The 17,541-nt window shown below is 44.6% G+C and carries 17 protein-coding genes and 1 pseudogene; 12 read left to right on the top strand and 6 right to left on the bottom strand.

All coding sequences use genetic code 11. The features are described from left to right. Positions 1–635 (bottom strand): extracellular solute-binding protein (locus ACOGW3_RS03910; RefSeq protein ID WP_419901758.1); only part of this gene is annotated, 635 nt, incomplete at its 3' end. Between the two features lie 241 nt (positions 636–876). Here ACOGW3_RS03910 and ACOGW3_RS03905 point away from each other — a divergent pair. Both ACOGW3_RS03905 and ACOGW3_RS03900 read left to right on the top strand, forming a co-directional pair. Continuing rightward, a pseudogene (locus tag ACOGW3_RS03905) lies at positions 877–1,561 on the top strand (transposase); the annotation flags it as partial. A 228-nt stretch (positions 1,562–1,789) separates the two neighbouring features. After that, entirely contained in the window at positions 1,790–2,548 is a 759-nt protein-coding gene (locus ACOGW3_RS03900) for a DeoR/GlpR family DNA-binding transcription regulator (RefSeq protein WP_419901757.1), read from the top strand. Here the strand turns inward: ACOGW3_RS03900 and ACOGW3_RS03895 are convergent. Together ACOGW3_RS03895 and ACOGW3_RS03890 are read right to left on the bottom strand one after the other, a co-directional pair. Then, on the bottom strand, positions 2,545–3,765 hold the full coding sequence (locus tag ACOGW3_RS03895; protein ID WP_419901756.1) for an NAD(P)/FAD-dependent oxidoreductase: 1,221 nt from the start codon (positions 3,763–3,765) through the stop codon (positions 2,545–2,547). The genes ACOGW3_RS03900 and ACOGW3_RS03895 overlap by 4 nt on opposite strands. A 109-nt stretch (positions 3,766–3,874) precedes the next feature. Then, positions 3,875–5,272 (bottom strand): NAD(P)/FAD-dependent oxidoreductase, encoded by a 1,398-nt coding sequence (locus tag ACOGW3_RS03890; protein WP_419901755.1) that lies wholly within the window; start codon positions 5,270–5,272, stop codon positions 3,875–3,877. A gap of 157 nt (positions 5,273–5,429) precedes the next feature. Here ACOGW3_RS03890 and ACOGW3_RS03885 point away from each other — a divergent pair, with 157 nt between their 5' ends. Further along, the gene (locus ACOGW3_RS03885; protein ID WP_419901754.1) at positions 5,430–5,648 is read left to right on the top strand and encodes a hypothetical protein; all 219 of its coding nucleotides are present in this window, start codon (positions 5,430–5,432) and stop codon (positions 5,646–5,648) included. A 181-nt stretch (positions 5,649–5,829) separates the two neighbouring features. On the opposite strand, the gene ACOGW3_RS03880 is transcribed toward ACOGW3_RS03885, so the two are convergent. Together ACOGW3_RS03880 and gcvA are read right to left on the bottom strand one after the other, a co-directional pair. After that, positions 5,830–6,462, bottom strand: coding sequence for a hypothetical protein (locus tag ACOGW3_RS03880; protein ID WP_419901753.1), 633 nt, complete (start codon positions 6,460–6,462; stop codon positions 5,830–5,832). Positions 6,463–6,515: 53 nt separating this feature from the next. Further along, complete coding sequence (gcvA, locus tag ACOGW3_RS03875) at positions 6,516–7,421, bottom strand: transcriptional regulator GcvA (RefSeq protein WP_419901752.1); 906 nt, start codon at positions 7,419–7,421, stop codon at positions 6,516–6,518. A 240-nt stretch (positions 7,422–7,661) separates the two neighbouring features. On the opposite strand from gcvA, the gene ACOGW3_RS03870 reads away from it, so the two are divergent. From ACOGW3_RS03870 to ACOGW3_RS03860, 3 genes are read left to right on the top strand one after another with little or no spacing between them, the layout of a single operon-like run. After that, positions 7,662–8,849 (top strand): acyl-CoA dehydrogenase, encoded by a 1,188-nt coding sequence (locus ACOGW3_RS03870; protein WP_419901751.1) that lies wholly within the window; start codon positions 7,662–7,664, stop codon positions 8,847–8,849. Between the two features lie 27 nt (positions 8,850–8,876). Further along, complete coding sequence (locus tag ACOGW3_RS03865; RefSeq protein WP_419901750.1) at positions 8,877–10,118, top strand: CaiB/BaiF CoA transferase family protein; 1,242 nt, start codon at positions 8,877–8,879, stop codon at positions 10,116–10,118. Positions 10,119–10,143: 25 nt separating this feature from the next. Further along, positions 10,144–11,772: a thiamine pyrophosphate-binding protein gene (locus ACOGW3_RS03860; RefSeq protein ID WP_419901749.1), complete on the top strand. Its 1,629-nt coding sequence runs from the start codon at positions 10,144–10,146 to the stop codon at positions 11,770–11,772. Between the two features lie 266 nt (positions 11,773–12,038). Here ACOGW3_RS03860 and ACOGW3_RS03855 read toward each other — a convergent pair whose 3' ends face one another. Continuing rightward, positions 12,039–12,248, bottom strand: coding sequence for a cold-shock protein (locus ACOGW3_RS03855; RefSeq protein ID WP_047765275.1), 210 nt, complete (start codon positions 12,246–12,248; stop codon positions 12,039–12,041). Positions 12,249–12,770: 522 nt separating this feature from the next. On the opposite strand from ACOGW3_RS03855, the gene ACOGW3_RS03850 reads away from it, so the two are divergent. From ACOGW3_RS03850 to ACOGW3_RS03825, 6 genes are all read left to right on the top strand, one after another. Next, positions 12,771–13,250 carry an MEKHLA domain-containing protein gene (locus tag ACOGW3_RS03850; RefSeq protein ID WP_419901748.1) on the top strand — a complete coding sequence of 160 codons (480 nt, stop codon included), beginning with the start codon at positions 12,771–12,773 and terminating at the stop codon, positions 13,248–13,250. Positions 13,251–13,538: 288 nt separating this feature from the next. Beyond that, the gene (locus ACOGW3_RS03845) at positions 13,539–14,540 is read left to right on the top strand and encodes a GlxA family transcriptional regulator (RefSeq protein ID WP_419901747.1); all 1,002 of its coding nucleotides are present in this window, start codon (positions 13,539–13,541) and stop codon (positions 14,538–14,540) included. Between the two features lie 84 nt (positions 14,541–14,624). Then, positions 14,625–15,572 carry an NAD(P)-dependent oxidoreductase gene (locus tag ACOGW3_RS03840; RefSeq protein ID WP_419901746.1) on the top strand — a complete coding sequence of 316 codons (948 nt, stop codon included), beginning with the start codon at positions 14,625–14,627 and terminating at the stop codon, positions 15,570–15,572. After that, positions 15,569–16,357 carry a 2-oxo-tetronate isomerase gene (gene otnI / locus ACOGW3_RS03835; protein ID WP_419901745.1) on the top strand — a complete coding sequence of 263 codons (789 nt, stop codon included), beginning with the start codon at positions 15,569–15,571 and terminating at the stop codon, positions 16,355–16,357. The genes ACOGW3_RS03840 and otnI overlap by 4 nt, the downstream gene beginning before the upstream one ends. Before the next feature lie 122 nt (positions 16,358–16,479). Further along, positions 16,480–16,920: an Rrf2 family transcriptional regulator gene (locus tag ACOGW3_RS03830; RefSeq protein WP_419901744.1), complete on the top strand. Its 441-nt coding sequence runs from the start codon at positions 16,480–16,482 to the stop codon at positions 16,918–16,920. 69 nt (positions 16,921–16,989) lie between these two features. After that, entirely contained in the window at positions 16,990–17,502 is a 513-nt protein-coding gene (locus tag ACOGW3_RS03825) for a hypothetical protein (protein WP_419901743.1), read from the top strand. Positions 17,503–17,541 lie beyond the last annotated feature (39 nt).

The following is a 17,541-nucleotide window of genomic DNA, read 5'->3' as shown; positions in this document are numbered from 1 at the left end:
GCTACACCTTTGTACTCTTCGTCATCATGACCAGCCATTGTGAAAAGGGCTGCGCCACCGATAAAGGTGCCTTTTGGTTCATCAACGATTGACTTCCAATAGGGAAGGAAAGAACCTCCGAATTTAAATTCAGCGCTTTTTGTCAGACCACCGAAAGAGCCTGATGAACCAAGCCACATAGCTGCTTTTTGTTGAATGAAAGCATCCTGGTTGTCACCCCAAGCGCGACCGTAGTACCCATACCAGCCGTTATCGAGCCAGCTTTTGACTTTACCCCAGTGCATTTTGAGCTCTGGGTTGTTGTACATGATCTTTACATCAGTGCCGTCGTAGCCGTTGTTTCCTGTTGCCATCTGTAGGTTGTGGCGACTGTGGAAGTTTTCGGTAAAGATCCAGGGGCTGTGACTTTGGGCGAGAGCAATATAGCCAGCTTCTTTAAGTTTAGGAGCAATTTTCTCAAATTCTTCCCAAGTTTTAGGAGGGTTGGCAATACCGGCTTTTGCAAAGGCATCTTTGTTATAATAAAGGCTCTTCTCCGCTTTGTTGAGTAGAAAAAGATGCCGACCGCCAAGTAACCTGTTGATATGTATGGTTTCTGATAACTTTACATAGAGCAGGTATATGACAATCAACATCTCGCAGCATATTTTAGGCCTCAAAGGGCAACGTGTAAATGAAATTAAACTGGATGACGGCGGTGTTAAGATTGTCATTCACTGCAGCCGAGACGCGCGTAGGAGGGCTATAGACCCTGCTACAGGCCAGAAGGGAAGCATCAACCAGCATGTCCGCCGACAAGTAAACGACATCCCCCTTTTTGGGTATCCTTGTGTGGTCGAGATTGAGCTGGCGCAGGTTTATATTAACAAGGGCGAACGCCGCATTGAGGGGTGTGATTTTGTTGATAAAGGGTGCCGTTTCACTCACCGATTTTGCCGACTGATCAGTGGATTATGTCGGCATATGTCTATTCAAGCGGTTTCCAGACATTTGGATATACGATGGGAAACGGTCAAGAATATCGACAGGGCATACCTTATTGAAACTCTCCCTACGCTTGATCCTGCAGAGCTAACTGGCTTGGAATATATTGGTGTAGATGAAGTTGCCCGGGCGAAAGGTCTTGATGAAAGGGACGCATTATCTGTTGCTCAAAAATGCGGATAAGTTGAGTGAAAAACAAAGTGACAAGCTGCAAAGGTTGCTGGAGAGCAATAGCAACCTGAATGCACTTTACGTCTTGAAAGAACAGCTTCAGCTGCTGTGGAGTGCCGCTTCATTTGAGGCGATGGCGGAGCAACTGGAACGTTGGTGCCTGATAGCAGATCAGTCACAGATGCTCTATCTAAAAAAGTTCGCGAAATCCCTACGGAAACATTGTGTGGGCATCTGCAACTACGCCAAACACAAGCTCACAAGCGCCAGGATAGAGGCTGGTAATGTCAGTATAGGAATGATCCGTAAGCGAGCCAGAGGCATCAAGGATACCGAATACTTCAAACTCAAAATTAGACAATCATCCATTCCAGATAATCAATCTATGCTCTATTTGAAATCCTAAATCTACTCAACAAAGCGGAGAAGTGCCAATTAAAAGACAATTTATGAGGGAGATTTTTTGTGTTTGATAATTTTTATTTCCTAATCAGTTGTTTGTTACTTTTGGGAAGGTTGAAATATTTGAATTTCTATGTGTAATTGGGAATTTTGTGGGATTGGCGCAAAATTTCTTGATTTGAGGCTCTAATAGCAGCATAAGGGAAAGTGGGTTTTCTATTTGAGGTTTGTTATGTCTGCTTCGTCACGCCAGCAAGAAATTTTACGTGCCATTCGCCTGAAAGGCACTTGTGCTGTGTCCGATATAGCAACGTCGCTTTCTGTTTCTGAAGAAACAATTCGGCGTGATATCAAGCTTCTAGTCGCGGATGGGCTTGTGATCAAAACCCATGGTAAAGTTACCATGCCGGATGATGTAAAGGAGCCGCCATTTCACTTGCGTATGCAAGAGAACATGGATGCCAAGGTTAATATAGCTACTGCTGTTTCTCGTTTGATTGATGATGGGGAAACCGTATTTTTACATCCCGGCTCAACCACAAATTATGTCGCTCGCGCCCTTTGTGACCATAGCAATCTCGTTATCCTGACAAACTCGGCTGAAATTTCCCGTACCCTTGTGAGTGGGGAGGGAAATGAAGTTTATATGGCGGGTGGCTTGCTTCGAACGGATGATGCGGCATCTGTCGGCCCCACGGCAATTGAGTTTATTAAAAATTTTCGGGTTAAAACGGCTGTTTTTTCAATTGGCGCGGTAAATCCTGCTGGTTTGATGGACTTTCGCTTGAGTGAAAAAGAGTTTTGCCAAGCTGTTATCGAGCGTTCTGAACGTGTCATCGTGGCGGTGGACCATACCAAGTTTGAGCGCAAGGGTATTGTTCATATTGCGAACCTTGAGGAAATGGATCTGCTTGTCACAAACCAAGATCCTCCCGCAGAGTTAAAGGCTGCGTTAGAGGCTGCGGATGTTGAATATCTGGTTGTGAGTTAAGTGCTACTTCTAGAGCGGGATTCTCTCCACCAATCTACGGCTCTCATACCCCAATAAACGCTTTGTGCCGCGAGAGGGCCAACAATTCCTCCATTCCATTGCAAATCAAAAGCTTTGAAGAGTTTGTAGCGGTCCGATTGACAGCTGATTACTTCGGATATTAATCGACCGCCAATAGGGGCCGTATTCATGCCGTGTCCTCCAAAAGCAGTGCAGGACCAAACGCCTGATTTTACCTCGCCAATATATGGCATTTTGTGTCTGGCATAGGCCATTAACCCAGACCAAGCCATTTCAATCTTTGCATCGTGTAATTCGGGGTAAACATCAACCATGTCTCGTTTTAAGAGTTGAGAAAGTCGTTTGGGCTCACTGGTCCGCGTGGTAATTCTTCCGCCCCAAAGCAGTCGGTCATTATCAACTATCCGGTAATAATCAGATGCCATGCGATCATCTAAAATTGCGGCTTTTGTTTTAATGAGTTCATGAACGCGATGACCAAGTTTCTCGGTAACTACAACGTAGGTAGATATGGGGAGAAAGGACTGTTTTACCTTGTCGAAAGCGCTTCCCGCATATCCTCCACCACAGAAAACGATATCTTTGGCTTTAACGCGGCCTTCGGTAGTGTGTATTACCTTTGTCGAACCATCTAGCTCCATACGGATTGCTTCAGAGCTTTCAAATATATGACCACCAAGGGATACAATATTTTTTGCCAACCCTAGGCAATAGTTCAGGGGGTGAAAGTGAAAGGCATTTTTATCAAGATTACCTTGATAGTAACGCTTTGTCTTGAAGTGGGTGTTAATCTGGTCCTGGGGTAAGAAATCAAGTTGATAGCCGTACCTGGAAGCCATTTTGTCACAATAGCGCTTCATACCTTCCGGGTCGTTATATCGGATAACAGATAGCATTCCAGGTGAGGGGTGGGCTCCATCTAGACCCAAGTCGGATATGTTGTTTCTGACCATCTCAACCCCCTCAAGGGAAAGGTCAAACACCTGCTTTGCCGCATCCAGCCCGAGGCGTTTTTCAACAATTTCCTGCCCACCAGCGAAACCGGGTGAAACAAAACCCCCGTTGCGACCAGAAGCTCCCCAAGCAATTTTTTGTGATTCAAGTATTACAACTGATTTACCCTTGTTGAGCAGCTCGAACGCACAACTCAATCCCGCTAATCCACCCCCAATTATACAAACGTCAGCTTCAGTCATGGTGGACAGTGCCGGGTAGTCAGGGTGATTAATCGCAGTTCGACTATAGAATGTGTCAGGATAAGGCATGGGAATAACTCTGATTTTCGAGATTAGGTGAGTAGGGTCGTTAGAGCCACTCATCTTTTACGTGGTAATAAACATAGGCGGCTTTGAGGTAAAGTAGGCGTAAAGCAGGTAGCGGAAAATTTGTATAGCGCCTTGATAAGACACTCGTTAATTTTGACACTTTATCTTTACCTGCTATTTCGTCAGCCAGAGCCTGTCCTGCCCAGCTTGACATTGCAACCCCATTACCGTGATAGGCAAGTGAAGCCCAAGCAGTGTTGTCTTCATTTATAGGGCCGATATAGGGAACAAGATTGTTCGCGAGACAGACAAACCCTTGCCAGAAATGAGTGTGAGGGATGGACGCCCAGCCAGGGAAAAGTTTCTCGAAATCTTGCCTTAGTACTCTTTCTGCGTTTGCACTCCCTGTGGGAGAGGCATCTGTCCCTCCTCGACCGCCAAAAAGGAAGCGGCCATCCGGGAGGAGACGAAAATAATGAAGCAAAATGCGACTGTCATATACCGGAGTTGTGTTATGCCAGCCTTGTTGTGAAAGTTCTTTATCGGATAGAGGCGGGGTCACGAGGACAGAGGAAAGGGCGGGAAGTAATTTTCCCGACGCACTTTTTGAAAGATCTTCCGGTGTGTATCCGTTGGTCGCCATAACAACTTGTTTGGCTGTTAGCTTCCCTTCCGGGGTGCGAAGGATATGATTATTCCCATGGCGCGTCCATTGTGTTACGGGGCTATTCCCATAGATGGGAATGCCGTTTTTACGTAAAAGTACTGCAAGTCCTCTTGCGTATTTTAAGGGGTGGAGGCCAAATCCGGTTGGATTGTGTAAACCGCCATGAAAATCTCCAGATAAGCCCATCTCGGTCAAGTCGCCGGGTTGTAAGAGTGACGTATTGTGGCCAAAGGTAGCTTTTAAGAAAGATTGTTCTTCTTGAAGTTCCTTCATACGGTTGGCTTTATGAGCCAGTGCGATTTCACCTTCTCCGGTCTCATCAGCTGCGATATTATTATCCTTGAGGAAGGAGGCCACAAAAGAAACTGACTCTTTCTGGGTATCAAAAAATGATCTTGCACCTTCCAGGCCATACCGCTTTATCATCTGCTGATAACTTAGCTTGGTTGCCCCCATGCAACAGAACCCACCATTCCGACCAGAAGCCCCCCAGCCAGGCTGTGCTGCCTCCAGAATTCGGACATCCATTCCGTAACGTGTTGCCAAATGATAAGCGGTCATCATTCCTGTATAACCGCTTCCAATTACCGCGATGTCACATTGATCATCCGTGGATAATTTTGGAAAGTCGTCTATTGCCGGAGCTGTATCACGCCAATAGCTTGGGGCGACATTAGAGGGCGCAAAGGCGTTGCTGTCGTATAGATATTTCATATCGATTTTTCGGGAGCTAAGTTGAGGCTGTTTTTTACAGTCATTCCATTCCAGCAACTGGATGGCGTCAAGTCCAAAGTCATATTTAATGAGCAGTTATTTCTCTAAGCTGCGACATTTTTACTTAGTGAGAGGGGGCGAAATTGATTGAAATTCATAAAGATGTATATAAAATACATGTTGAAGAAAATAGTTATATATAAGGATGAGAACCATGGAATATGTTGTTGTTACTGCTGAGGTCTTAACGTTTCTGTGGTTTGCCATCTACATTACGATGATCAATGGCTTTATCAAAGAAGGTATTAAGGCTGCATTTCCAAAACGAGATCCCTTGACGAGGTTTTTTATTGGTAATGCAAAGTGGGCCATTTTTATTGGAATTAGTATCGTTTATGTCGGAACCACTGTCTACGTTATTGAATTGCTTTAAGTAATTCTGTTGTTCGTCCAATTAATTCAAAGAATTCAGGAGAATAAAATGCCTTTAGACATCGATAGACTACTTATAAAAGCGCTCACAATCAGCTTGATATGGGTGCTTGTCCCGATGCCACTTTATATCTGGATGTTGTTGAAATTTATTGTTTGAGTTTGACGGATAAATAGCTCGTTTAAAAAAATACCATAATGATTAGAGATATATAAATATGTGTAAGTATGATTATCCCCGGGTAGGTTAAGGTGAACTTGTATGCATACTTTAGAAAAAGCTTAATTACGCCTATAGCATTGATATTTATTAGTCGTATTCTCGTGAGGAAATTAATTTTTAAAATATAGGGTATCAGGTTTTTCTCATTCTGATTTTCGATCAAGCTTCCAACGTCAGTGAAGGTTTTAGAAAGGACTATCGTAAGAGTTAAGTTTTTTGGAGCTGATGTAACATGTGTGACTTTGTACAGCGGCAAAGAAGCTCCTATTGGGCAACAATAGTCCCCAATTTCCAATGTTTTTGAACTATGAATTTTAATCCCAAGATTATTGATTTTTTTGTATAGTTTCCATTGAGCTATAGTCATCAAATAAATCAACCAAATGACAATGATTGCCAGTATGGCAATTGTCGCGTTGACAATCACTTCGTTTAGATGAGTTTCGTTCATATAATAAATAATGGGAATCATCAAAATCGTTGTGCTGCTGGCTCCATAGCAGAATGTTGTGTACTTGTTATTTAAAAGACCTTTAGCAGAAATTAGATCTTTTATTTTATCCAAATCCTGAAGATGACAAGTCTGGTTCATAATCGTTTCTAAAAAATGAGAGGAAGATTTCGGTGGTAGTTGATAAAGAGTGGCTACTTTTTATCCTGCCGAGAAGCTTCTCTGAGCAACCAACGACGGAAGGTTTGAAGTCTGGGGAGGCCACGTTTGTTTTCCGGGTAGACAAAGTAATAGGCATTTCGACCACGAACACTGTCTTCAAACAATTGAACCAATAATCCTTTGCTGAGCTCTTCCTTGATCAAAAATGCGGGCAGGAGGGCCACGCCCAATCCTGTAAGGGCGGCGTTAATAATCATATGAAACTGCTCAAACTTAGGTCCAGCAGCGGGATTGATGTCCTGGGTGTCTTTATCGCTCAGCCATTCTTGCCAAGCATAAGGCCTGGATCTGAGCTGTAATAGTGTGTGGTGACGCAAATCATCCGGCTGTTCGATCTGTTGGAGATCGTCAAACAAATTCGGACTGCACACAGGGATCATTTCTTCGCCCATTAGTTTGTCAGAGATTGTACCTGGCCAGTTGCTGTCGCCAAAATATATGGCTGCATCGATGTCTTCACTTTCAAAGTTAAAAGCTTCGATGCGGGTGACCAGGTTCACGTTGATCTCTGGATGTTGGGATGTAAAACGGCCCAAACGGGGAATAAGCCAACGGCTGCCAAAAGTTGGGAGGCAAGCGAGTAGTAATTCACCTCCAACTCCTTGGTAGGCCAGAAGGTTGAGGGTGGCAGCTTTGAGTTGATCGAGCCCCTTACGAACCTCTAAAACATAACTTTCCCCTGCTTCTGTCAGGACCAACCTTTGCCTTACTCTCTCAAAAAGGCGGATGCCTAGTTCATCTTCGAGTTGGCGGATCTGACGGCTGACGGCGCTCTGAGTTACATTTAATTCTTCCGCCGCTTTCGTAAAGCTCATATGACGAGCCGAAGATTCAAAGGTTCTAAGGGCGGTGAGTGAGGGGACGTAACGGTATATCACTAGAAAATAGCTCAAAAATTGTGAATATATGAAGTTCTCGCAGTCTATAAGCTATTCACAAACAAGTCATGAGTTTTATGAATGATGTTTGGAAAATATATCGTTAGCCTTTAACGGCTGTGAGGGGGAGAATGTTTACAATGAATAAAACTGATTGCGGGTGTCCGGGGTTTGCAATGAACTCACCTGCAATCGGATGAACCAAAAGGCCACAAGGTCATTAAACCGAAAGATAATAATATGTCTGCATCTGCAAAACTGGGAAAATTTGATTGGCAAGATCCATTTCTAATGGATGAACAGCTTACTGAAGAAGAGCGCATGATACGCGATAGTGCCCGCGCCTATGCTCAAGACAAGTTGATGCCACGTATTATTGAGGCCAACCGCAATGAAGTATTTGATCGTGAGATCATGCGGGAAATGGGTGAACTTGGTTTTCTTGGTGCAACAATCGATGGTTACGGTTGTGCAGGTGTCAATTACACAAGCTACGGCCTGATCGCTCGTGAGATTGAGCGCGTAGACAGTGGCTATCGCTCTGCTATGTCGGTTCAGTCTTCGCTGGTTATGCATCCGATCTATGCTTATGGCTCTGAAGAACAAAAACAAAAATATCTGCCGAAACTTGCTACGGGTGAATACGTTGGGTGTTTTGGTCTGACAGAACCTGATGCGGGATCTGATCCAGGCAGCATGAAAACAAGGGCTCGCAAAGTTGAGGGGGGGTATGAGATTTCTGGTGCCAAGATGTGGATTACGAATTCTCCCATAGCAGATGTCATGGTCGTTTGGGCGAAGAATGATGAAGGAATAATCCGTGGATTTGTCCTTGAGCGTGGAATGAAAGGTCTGAGCACGCCTAAGATTGAGGGTAAGTTCAGCCTACGTGCTTCTGTGACCGGAGAGATCGTCATGGATCAGGTTTTTGTGCCTGAAGAAAACATGTTCCCGGAAGTGACAGGGCTTAAGGGGCCATTTGGTTGCCTAAACCGTGCCCGTTACGGTATTGCCTGGGGCGCGTTAGGAGCCGCTGAATTTTGCTGGCATGCAGGTCGTCAATACACCCTGAATCGCAAACAGTTCGATCGGCCTTTGGCTCAAACGCAATTGGTTCAGAAAAAATTAGCAGATATGCAAACTGAAATATCTCTTGGGCTTCAAGGGTGTTTACAAGCAGGCCGGCTCTTTGATGAAGGGAAGATTGCCCCTGAGTTGATTTCGCTGATCAAAAGAAACTCATGTGGTAAGTCGCTGGATATCGCCCGTACAGCTCGTGATATGCATGGTGGAAATGGGGTGTCTGATGAGTTCCATGTTATTCGTCATGTTATGAACCTCGAAGCCGTAAATACATACGAGGGAACCCATGATGTCCACGCCTTGATCCTTGGTCGGGCGCAGACAGGTCTCCAGGCATTCATGTAATTTCTGATCACAGTTGTGGAGATAAACATGAGTGAAACAGATCATCGTGAAAAAGGTGACGCACCACTTGATGGTGTTCGGGTTCTTGATCTCTCACGTGTCCTGGCCGGTCCCTGGGTTGGTCAGTCATTGGCTGATCTGGGATGTGATGTGATCAAGGTAGAGCGTCCAGGCTGCGGGGATGATACCCGCGCCTGGGGGCCTCCTTTTGTGAAAGATCCCAGTGGTGATAACACAGGGGAGTCAGCCTATTATATGGCCGCGAACAGGGGGAAGCGCTCTCTTGCAGTGGATATGACTAAACCTGAAGGCCAAGAGTTACTCCGGCAGTTAATAAAAAGCTGCGATATTGTCGTGGAAAATTTTAAAGTCGGCGGTTTAAATAAATATGGTCTGGACTACGAAAGTCTGTCAGCCATAAACCCGAAGCTGATTTATTGCTCAATTACAGGATTTGGCCAATCTGGCCCTTATGCTGATAAAGCCGGTTATGACCTGATGATCCAGGGCATGGGTGGGCTGATGAGCATCACGGGAGAGGCGGACCGCCAGCCGATGAAAGTTGGTGTCGCGGTGGTTGACCTCTTTAGTGGTATGTACGGTCTATCTGCAATATTGGCGGCCTTATTTAAGTGTGAACGAACAGGACGGGGCGATCATATTGATATTGCTTTGATGGATTGCCAGGCGGCAATGTTGGCTAATCAGGCAACGAACTATCTGGTATCCGATAATGTGCCGCAGCGAAGGGGGAATGCCCATCCGAATATTTCCCCTTATGAGGTTTTTGAGACTTCTGATGGTTATATGATCCTTGCCGTAGGTAATGATCGACAGTTTAAAGAGTTCTGTCGAGTTGCAGGTTGCAATGCACTTGTTGAGGACACTCTCTTTTTGACAAATATGCTGCGGGTGGAAAACCGGGAATTACTTGTGCCCAAGGTGGCAGAGGTTTTGCGGGGGCAATCAACGTCTCATTGGATAGACGCCCTTGGTGCTGCAAAAGTTCCATGTGGGCCCATAAACGATATCTCTCAGGTTTTCGCGGACCCTCATGTCAGGCAACGGGGCATTGTGAAAGAATATGTTCACCCCAGTGGAGCAACGCAGCAATTGATCTCTACCCCAATGAAATATGCTAATTCAAAATCGGGAACAGAATTACCTCCCCCAATGTTGGGACAGCATACGGATGAGATCCTAAAAGAAATCCTCGGTACCAATGAAGATGAAATCTCAAAGCTTCGCGACCTGGGCGCGGTTGCTTGAAGCGATAGATTGAATGGGAAAAATGATGACTACTAAAAATGAGCGATCAGGTGGTGAAATTCTAGCTCAGGGCCTTAAATCACATGGCGTTGATACAATTTTTTGTGTTCCTGGCGAAAGTTATCTCGCAGTGTTGGATGGCCTTTACGATCTTCATGAGGATATTAATGTTGTTACCTGTCGCCAAGAAGGCGGTGCCGCTTATATGGCAGAGGCTTATGGCAAGCTAAAAGGTGAGCCTGGGATCTGTTTCGTAACCCGTGGTCCTGGTGCTACAAATGCTTCAATTGGCGTTCATACGGCCTTTCAGGATTCAACCCCGATGATCCTCTTTATTGGTCAGGTTGCGCGACATCAGGAAGACCGTGAAGCCTTTCAGGAGATTGATTATCGCCGTATGTACGGCGAAATGGCGAAGTGGGTTGCCCAGATTGAAACCGCTGATCGTATCCCGGAATATCTCAACCGGGCATTTCATACCGCGACTTCCGGGAGGCCGGGGCCGGTTGTTTTGGCCTTGCCTGAAGATATGCTTACTGAAATGGCAACTGTTGCAGATACGCCATGCTACAAAAAGGTTGCGGCGGCTCCACGCTCTGAGGACATGGAGCAATTCAGGTCACTGTTGTCTGAAGCACAAAGCCCTTTGTTGCTCGTTGGTGGGGGTGGTTGGAGTAAGGAGGCAAGTCAGCATATTAAGCGTTTTGCCGAAGATAACTCTTTGCCCGTAGCTTGTGCCTTTAGACGTCAGGATACATTTGATAATCACCATGAACTTTATGTAGGTGAGGTTGGTATCTCGCCAAACCCGAAACTGGCAGATCAGGTGAAAAATGCAGATCTGTTGATTGCTGTGGGGCCTAGGCTGGGGGAGATGACAACCAGTGGGTATTCACTGCTTGATAGTCCGAATACCAAACAGAAACTTGTTCATGTTTTACCCGGGCCTGATGAGCTAAACCGGGTTTATAATTCAGAGCTCGCAATTTTAAGTGATTTAACTGCCTTTGCAAAAGCCGCCTCAGGGTTAAAGGCAATTGTCGATCCGGTATGGAAGTCAGCTGTAACCCGGGCACGGAAAGAATACCTTGAATTTATGGCTGTTGAATTGGGGATCAAGGATTTCCCTATGCATAAAATCAGCTCTTACCTTCGAGATAATCTTCCTTCGGACGCGATCATAACGAATGGTGCCGGTAACTATACGGTTTGGGGGCAAAGATTTTACCAATTCTCCTCCTATCCAAGCCAACTAGCGCCAACCTCCGGTGCTATGGGCTATGGGGTACCAGCCGGCATCGGTGCTAAAATAGCTGAACCTGACCGCACAGTTGTTACTTTCGCGGGCGATGGTTGTTTCATGATGAATGGCCAGGAAATCGCGACCGCGGTTCAGCACGGAGCAAATGTTATTATTATCGTCGTTGATAATGGCTGTTTTGGGACTATTCGCATGCATCAGGAAAGGGAATACCCTGATCGGGTGATTTCTACCCGGCTTAACAACCCTGACTTTGCGGCCCTTGCACGTGCTTATGGGGCACACGGTGAAACCGTTGAAGAGGCTGGTGAGTTCCCGGCGGCATTTGAACGCGCAAGAGAAAGTGGCCAGCCGGCTTTGATACACATGAAGGTGCCTAATCTCTGGGAGTAATATTGCTCCCGGCATGCCACGGGCTGTTCAACCCGGACGAATAGCCCGTACCAGAATGTTTCTCTTATTGAAAAGGGGGAGCATTCTTTCCCAGACTTAAACCGTCCTCTTTCTGAGGGCGGTTTTTTTTTGCTTAATTCTCTATTTTGTTGGTATTTTTTAAGTTAGAGATTGTTTTTAGGAATATAGAATCAAAAAAAGGACGCCCCAAAGGACGTCCTTTTCTATCTTTAGCCTACAATCAAATTAATGACTGTAGAATGACATTACTCAGCAACCGCGATTGATGAGACTGCCATTTTGCCATTACGGCCGCGTTCTAGTTCGAACTCAACGCGTTGACCTTCGTTTAGACCTTGTAGGCCTGCACGTTCAACAGCAGAAATGTGAACGAAAGCATCGTCTCCACCAGCATCAGGCTCGATAAAGCCAAAACCTTTAGTGGAGTTAAACCATTTTACTACGCCAGTCGCCATTTAAAGAGACTCCTAATTACTTATCTTGAATAACGGCCCCGAGAGGCCGTGGGTAAATAGTTCGGCAAGGCCGGGAATCTTCTTTAGTGACCAGTGTAGGGCAGGCAGAGGAGGCCGGGACTTTTAAAACCATAAACGTTTTTATCTACGAATCTCTGGAAAAGTCAAGCGGAAACAGCATTTTGAATTGTTAAAATTCAAAAATGTGTCAGATCTTAGTGTAGAAATAATCTATTAAAATCTTAACGAGAATAAGAAAGTAATAGGTTTTTTTCGTAAAATGTAACTATTAGTCAGAAACGAAATGAAAATAGGTAACTAGTTTCATTTTTTAGCTTTTTTGGGTCTTACTAAATTAAGAGAGATGTTTTGTTCTTAAGTCTTATCATCTTTAAGTGGATTTTCTGTTTGTATGTCAGCTATTAAATGAAGAGCTTAGCGCTTACATTCATAAAATCCGAAGTCTCTTAATAAACCTTGTAAGATAAAAAATACAGTAAAGCAATAGAGGGTGTTTCAACTTTGATACAAGATATAGATTTTCATCAACAACACGCCAAGCGGCTAGTCGAGAGTTTTAAGCTCGTCACAGGAGGCGATCTCATAAATATCCCCGAAACACCTTCTCTGGAACCGGGATCGAAATCCTTGGCGCAGCAATTATTTGATGCCTCTTTTGTCGTTGTATCTCACAATGGCGGCTCTGACCCCAAGCTCAATTATGGCAATCAGGTTGCCTTAGATCTATGGGAAATGAGTTGGGATGATTTTATTGGCACACCTTCGCGTCAAACAGCAGAGGTAGAATACCGGGAAGACCGTGCAGCGATGTTGGAGCAGGCCAGAGTAAAAGGCTATATTGATGATTACGAAGGGATTAGGATTTCCAGTTCGGGACGGCGGTTTAAGATCGAGAGCACCATTATTTGGGCAGTCCCTGCGATCGGTAATGATCGTGAAGGACAAGCGGCAACTTTTTCTAAATGGAGATATCTCGATTAAAAATAGGCATGTCGCATTTTGCTTATATTTAGTCGCTACTGTATAGAAAAATTGTTTCAAAGATTCTAGCATTTGACGTTATTGTTTTGTAACTACCTGTAAGTAAAAGATAATTTGTAAAATTAAGCTTAATATAAAGAAATCTTTATGCAGTTGACTAAATAAAGATTTCTTTATATGGTTGGCCGAGTGATGGTAGTGCGGGGCGTGAGTGGTTATGTACATGTCTCAACAAGGGTAAGTTAACAATTTTAGCTTATGTTTACGGTAATCGGGAAGGAGGATCGCATGCAATTTAAAGTATACAGTGCAGAGCCAGAGCGAAAGAAGGCTAAGCTGCAGCGTAGTCTGCAACGCATTGTGCTTATTGTGCTTCCTGGTACAGCTTCCCTTGATACCAGCTTAACTATACAGGCTCTTAAAAGTGCTAATGCTGTCGCTGGATATGCAGCCTTTCATTGGCGCATAGCGACACTCGATGGCGGGGCTGTTGATTTGGAAGATGGCTTTATTCTTCATCCACAAATGGCTGTTGGTGAGGATGAGGCGGTTGATCTAGCCTTGGTGTTTGGCGAGTGGGGTATTGATACTGGTCGTTCCGTCGAATTTTCTAATTGGCTCAAGAGGCTTGATCGGCAAGGTGTTTATATCGGTGCTATTGGTGGTGCTTGTTATGAACTTGCAAATGCAGGGCTATTAAGCGGCTACCAATGCGCTGTACCCTGGGCATACCATGATAGCTTTAAAGAGTTGTATCCCACTGTAGATATTAGAGAAGCTTTATTTTCCTGGGATCGAAAGCGTATCACCTGTACGGGCCGGGCGGCCTGTCTAGATATGGTTCTCAATGTCATTGAGCATCAGTGTGGAACCGAGGTTGCAGGGCAAGTTGCTGAGGCCTTTAATTATGAGGTTCGCGGCGGTGCATCGATACCTTTGCGCCAGCGTAATCTTACTCTGCAAAAAATGTCAGGTAAATTAGCCGAAGCAGTTCGGATTATGGAAGAAAATATAGAAGTACTGTTAACTGCTGAAGAAATTGCAGATGAAATCGGAAGTTCAAAGCGGCAAATTGAAAGATTGTTTGCCCGGCATCTGAGCTGTAGTCCCAAGCGCTATTACAAACGTTTAAGGTTGAAGCGAGCACGATCATTATTGCGACAAACGGCCTTGCCTGTAAGTGAAGTTGCTGTTGCCTGTGGCTTTACTTCTTTTTCCTACTTTTCAAGGGCATATCGTGGTTATTTCGGTGCAACTCCCAGGGAAGACCGGATCGCCCGGGTAAGTTAACAATCGCCAATAAAATAACTTTGACCTTATGCCACGAGTCTCGGAAGATGTTTGTCATCAGACACTTCTTGAGACTATACGCCCATGCCGGAATTATCACCTGAACTACCCCCTGAATTATTTGCGAAACTTGTCGGTGCTAAAGTTGGTATTATTGGTTTAGGTAATATGGGGGCTCATATGGCATCGCGTTTAGATGCCGCTGGCGCTGAAGTATTTATCCATACCAGAACGCGAGGCAAGGCATCTGCTCTAGAAGCTCAAGGCATGGTTTATTGTGCTACTCCTTCTGACTTATCCAGGGCTGTTGGCAATGGCATCATTATAATATGTGTGACGGATACACCTGCTGTTGAGGCCGTGATTAACAATCAAAACGGCATCCTGGATGCTATCGAACCTGGGGTATTGGTCATCGATATGGGCACGACACAGGTTATGAATACCCGTGTTTTGGCCGGTCTTGTCTCTCAAAAAGGTGCCAGTTATTTGGATGCCCCAGTTAGTGGTGGTGCGGTTGGCGCAGAGCAAGGTTCTTTATCTATTATGGTTGGCGGTCGTGTTGAGGACTTTGAACGCGCTCGTCCAATTTTTGAGATCCTTGGGAAAAACATAAATCATATTGGCGATATTGGGGCGGGTCAGGTTGCAAAATCTGCCAATCAGATGATCGTTGCAATGACAATCGATGCGGTTGCAGAGGCTTTGGTGTTGGCGACGAAGGCGGGGGCTGACCCTGCTAAGGTGCGAAAAGCATTGATTGGTGGGTTTGCTGATAGCCGTATTCTGGATTTGCATGGAGAGAGAATGATTGGACGCACATTTGATCCAGGTGCAAGAGCGACCGTGCAGCTCAAGGATGTTAATCAGGCACTGGAATTAGCTGATTTTTGTAGTGCTTCCCTGCCTGGTTTGGAGAAAAACCAGGAATTGTGGCAAAGTATGGTTGATCAGGGGATGGGGGATTTGGATCAATCTGGGTTTATTTGTTCGATAGAAAGCCTAGTTAAGGATGGAGAAGGAAAATTATGATCCGCTTTGCTGCCAATCTAAGTATGCTTTTTAACGAAGTGCCATTTCTCGACCGTTTTAAAGAAGCGAGATCATGCGGTTTTGATGGCGTGGAGTTTTTGTTTCCCTATGACTATTCGAAAGCACAATTGAAAGAAAAACTTGAGGCTGAAAACTTAAGTCAGGTTTTATTTAATCTTCCTCCCGGGAATTGGGAAAAGGGCGAGCGTGGGATAGCCGGATTGCCAGGAAGAGAAAGTGAATTTCAGCATAGTGTAGAGCACGCTTTGGAGTACGCGGAGCATTTGGGATGCAAGCGTCTTCATGTCATGGCGGGCATATGCCCGGAAGATGAGCAGATTGAGCTTTGTTTCGAAGTCTATCTCAACAATCTGGCTTATGTCTGTGAGCAGGCTAGTTCAGCTGGCATTACGATATTAATCGAGCCCATAAATACGAGATCCTTTCCGGGATATATGCTTTCTCATCAAGCTCAGGCACGCAAAGTCATAGATCATCTCGCACTGCCAAACCTCAAGCTGCAGATGGATTTTTATCATGCCCAGATAATGGAGGGAGATTTGACTACTCTGATCCGCCACCAGATGGATTATGTTGGTCATGTTCAAATAGCGGGCGTGCCTGATCGGTTTGAACCATCTGAAAGTGAGGTTAACTATGACTGGATTTTCTCAGAGTTGTCCCAAACATCCTATGACGGGTGGACCGGGTGTGAGTACAATCCGAAGGAAAACACGAAATCAAGTTTGAAGTGGTTGGAAAGTGCGAAGAGTTACTTTTCCTAACCAAGGGACTGGACCTAATTAATCGCGGCATCCTGTCCTCTTGTTTTTTCATGGATAAAGTTATACATATATAACAAATACTACTTTACATTGTTCTCTTAGTTGAAGGCCCTTGACCCAGTATGCGATTAACGACTTACACCGATTATTCTTTGCGTGTTTTGATTTTTGTTGGCTTGAAGGGTGAAGAGCTCACAACAATCACTGAAATCTCAGATAGATATAATATTTCCCGCAACCACTTGATGAAGGTTGTGAACCAGCTTTCCCAGGATGGATATCTTAAAACCATCCGAGGTAAAAATGGTGGTATGACGCTCGCGCACGTCCCATCGAAAATAAATCTGGGTGATGTCGTCAGGGATATGGAAGATAATCTGGATATTGTCGAGTGTTTCGACAAGAAAAAAGGATGCTGCCAGATCGATGGTTATTGCCGACTTCAGGGGATTTTGGGTGAAGCAGTGATCGCGTTTTTTGATGTACTGGATAAATATACGCTGGAAGACCTAATGGTTAACCGTTCTGGTCTACAAAAGGCCCTAAGCCTAAACTTTATATGATCGACTTGAGTTTTCGTCATATGAAATTTATTTGCTTCGTTAAAAGAAGTTCTTTTAGGTGGTGATGTCATGATTTTTAAAGATGAATTCTCTGGACGAGCTGATTGGCCATTGCTTCAGAACGGAGCCGTGCACCTTTATTGGAAACCTGAAGTTTATGAAGACGCTATACAAAGTCTTAAAACTCTAAACTATCGTATTATGAATATTCATTATGAAAATATAGATCAATTCAAGTCTGATTTATCTTCTTCATTAAAGTGGCAAGAACAATTTGGATACTCTCCCTGGGATGGAAACTTAAATGCTCTAAATGATGGTATTCGTGAGGAGCCTTTTAACTCAAGTGATCGAAACGCAATATGTATTAGTAATTATCAGGCCCTTGCTAGTGACGATAAATATTTTGCCTTTAAATTATTGGATTTAATTGCGCGTCACTCACGAGATTACTTGTTATTTGGCAAGGTACTGATTGGCTTGATTCAAACGAATGATCCCAACTTTCGTTGTGAAGGGATTGGCGGAACTCAAGCTTCATGGAATTTAAGTGAATGGAAAAACAGCTCTAGAGGGCTCTAGAGCTGTTTTTCCATTCTCAATATCAATAATAACAGGCAA

It is taken from the genome of Kiloniella sp. (assembly GCF_965205715.1).
Classification (GTDB): Bacteria; Pseudomonadota; Alphaproteobacteria; order Kiloniellales; family Kiloniellaceae; genus Kiloniella.
The sequence above is the reverse complement of the archived record's forward strand: the minus strand, read 5'-3'. Positions and strand labels throughout refer to the sequence as shown.

Excerpts from the sequence above, each read along its gene's own strand:
- ACOGW3_RS03900 (WP_419901757.1), top strand. The coding sequence starts at position 1,790 with ATGTCTGCTTCGTCACGCCAGCAAGAAATTTTACGTGCCATTCGCCTG.
- ACOGW3_RS03895 (WP_419901756.1), bottom strand. The coding sequence starts at position 3,765 with ATGACTGAAGCTGACGTTTGTATAATTGGGGGTGGATTAGCGGGATTG.
- ACOGW3_RS03885 (WP_419901754.1), top strand. The coding sequence starts at position 5,430 with ATGGAATATGTTGTTGTTACTGCTGAGGTCTTAACGTTTCTGTGGTTT.
- ACOGW3_RS03880 (WP_419901753.1), bottom strand. The coding sequence starts at position 6,462 with ATGAACCAGACTTGTCATCTTCAGGATTTGGATAAAATAAAAGATCTA.
- ACOGW3_RS03870 (WP_419901751.1), top strand. The coding sequence starts at position 7,662 with ATGTCTGCATCTGCAAAACTGGGAAAATTTGATTGGCAAGATCCATTT.
- ACOGW3_RS03865 (WP_419901750.1), top strand. The coding sequence starts at position 8,877 with ATGAGTGAAACAGATCATCGTGAAAAAGGTGACGCACCACTTGATGGT.
- ACOGW3_RS03860 (WP_419901749.1), top strand. The coding sequence starts at position 10,144 with ATGACTACTAAAAATGAGCGATCAGGTGGTGAAATTCTAGCTCAGGGC.
- ACOGW3_RS03855 (WP_047765275.1), bottom strand. The coding sequence starts at position 12,248 with ATGGCGACTGGCGTAGTAAAATGGTTTAACTCCACTAAAGGTTTTGGC.
- ACOGW3_RS03845 (WP_419901747.1), top strand. The coding sequence starts at position 13,539 with ATGCAATTTAAAGTATACAGTGCAGAGCCAGAGCGAAAGAAGGCTAAG.
- ACOGW3_RS03840 (WP_419901746.1), top strand. The coding sequence starts at position 14,625 with ATGCCGGAATTATCACCTGAACTACCCCCTGAATTATTTGCGAAACTT.
- otnI (WP_419901745.1), top strand. The coding sequence starts at position 15,569 with ATGATCCGCTTTGCTGCCAATCTAAGTATGCTTTTTAACGAAGTGCCA.
- ACOGW3_RS03830 (WP_419901744.1), top strand. The coding sequence starts at position 16,480 with ATGCGATTAACGACTTACACCGATTATTCTTTGCGTGTTTTGATTTTT.
- ACOGW3_RS03825 (WP_419901743.1), top strand. The coding sequence starts at position 16,990 with ATGATTTTTAAAGATGAATTCTCTGGACGAGCTGATTGGCCATTGCTT.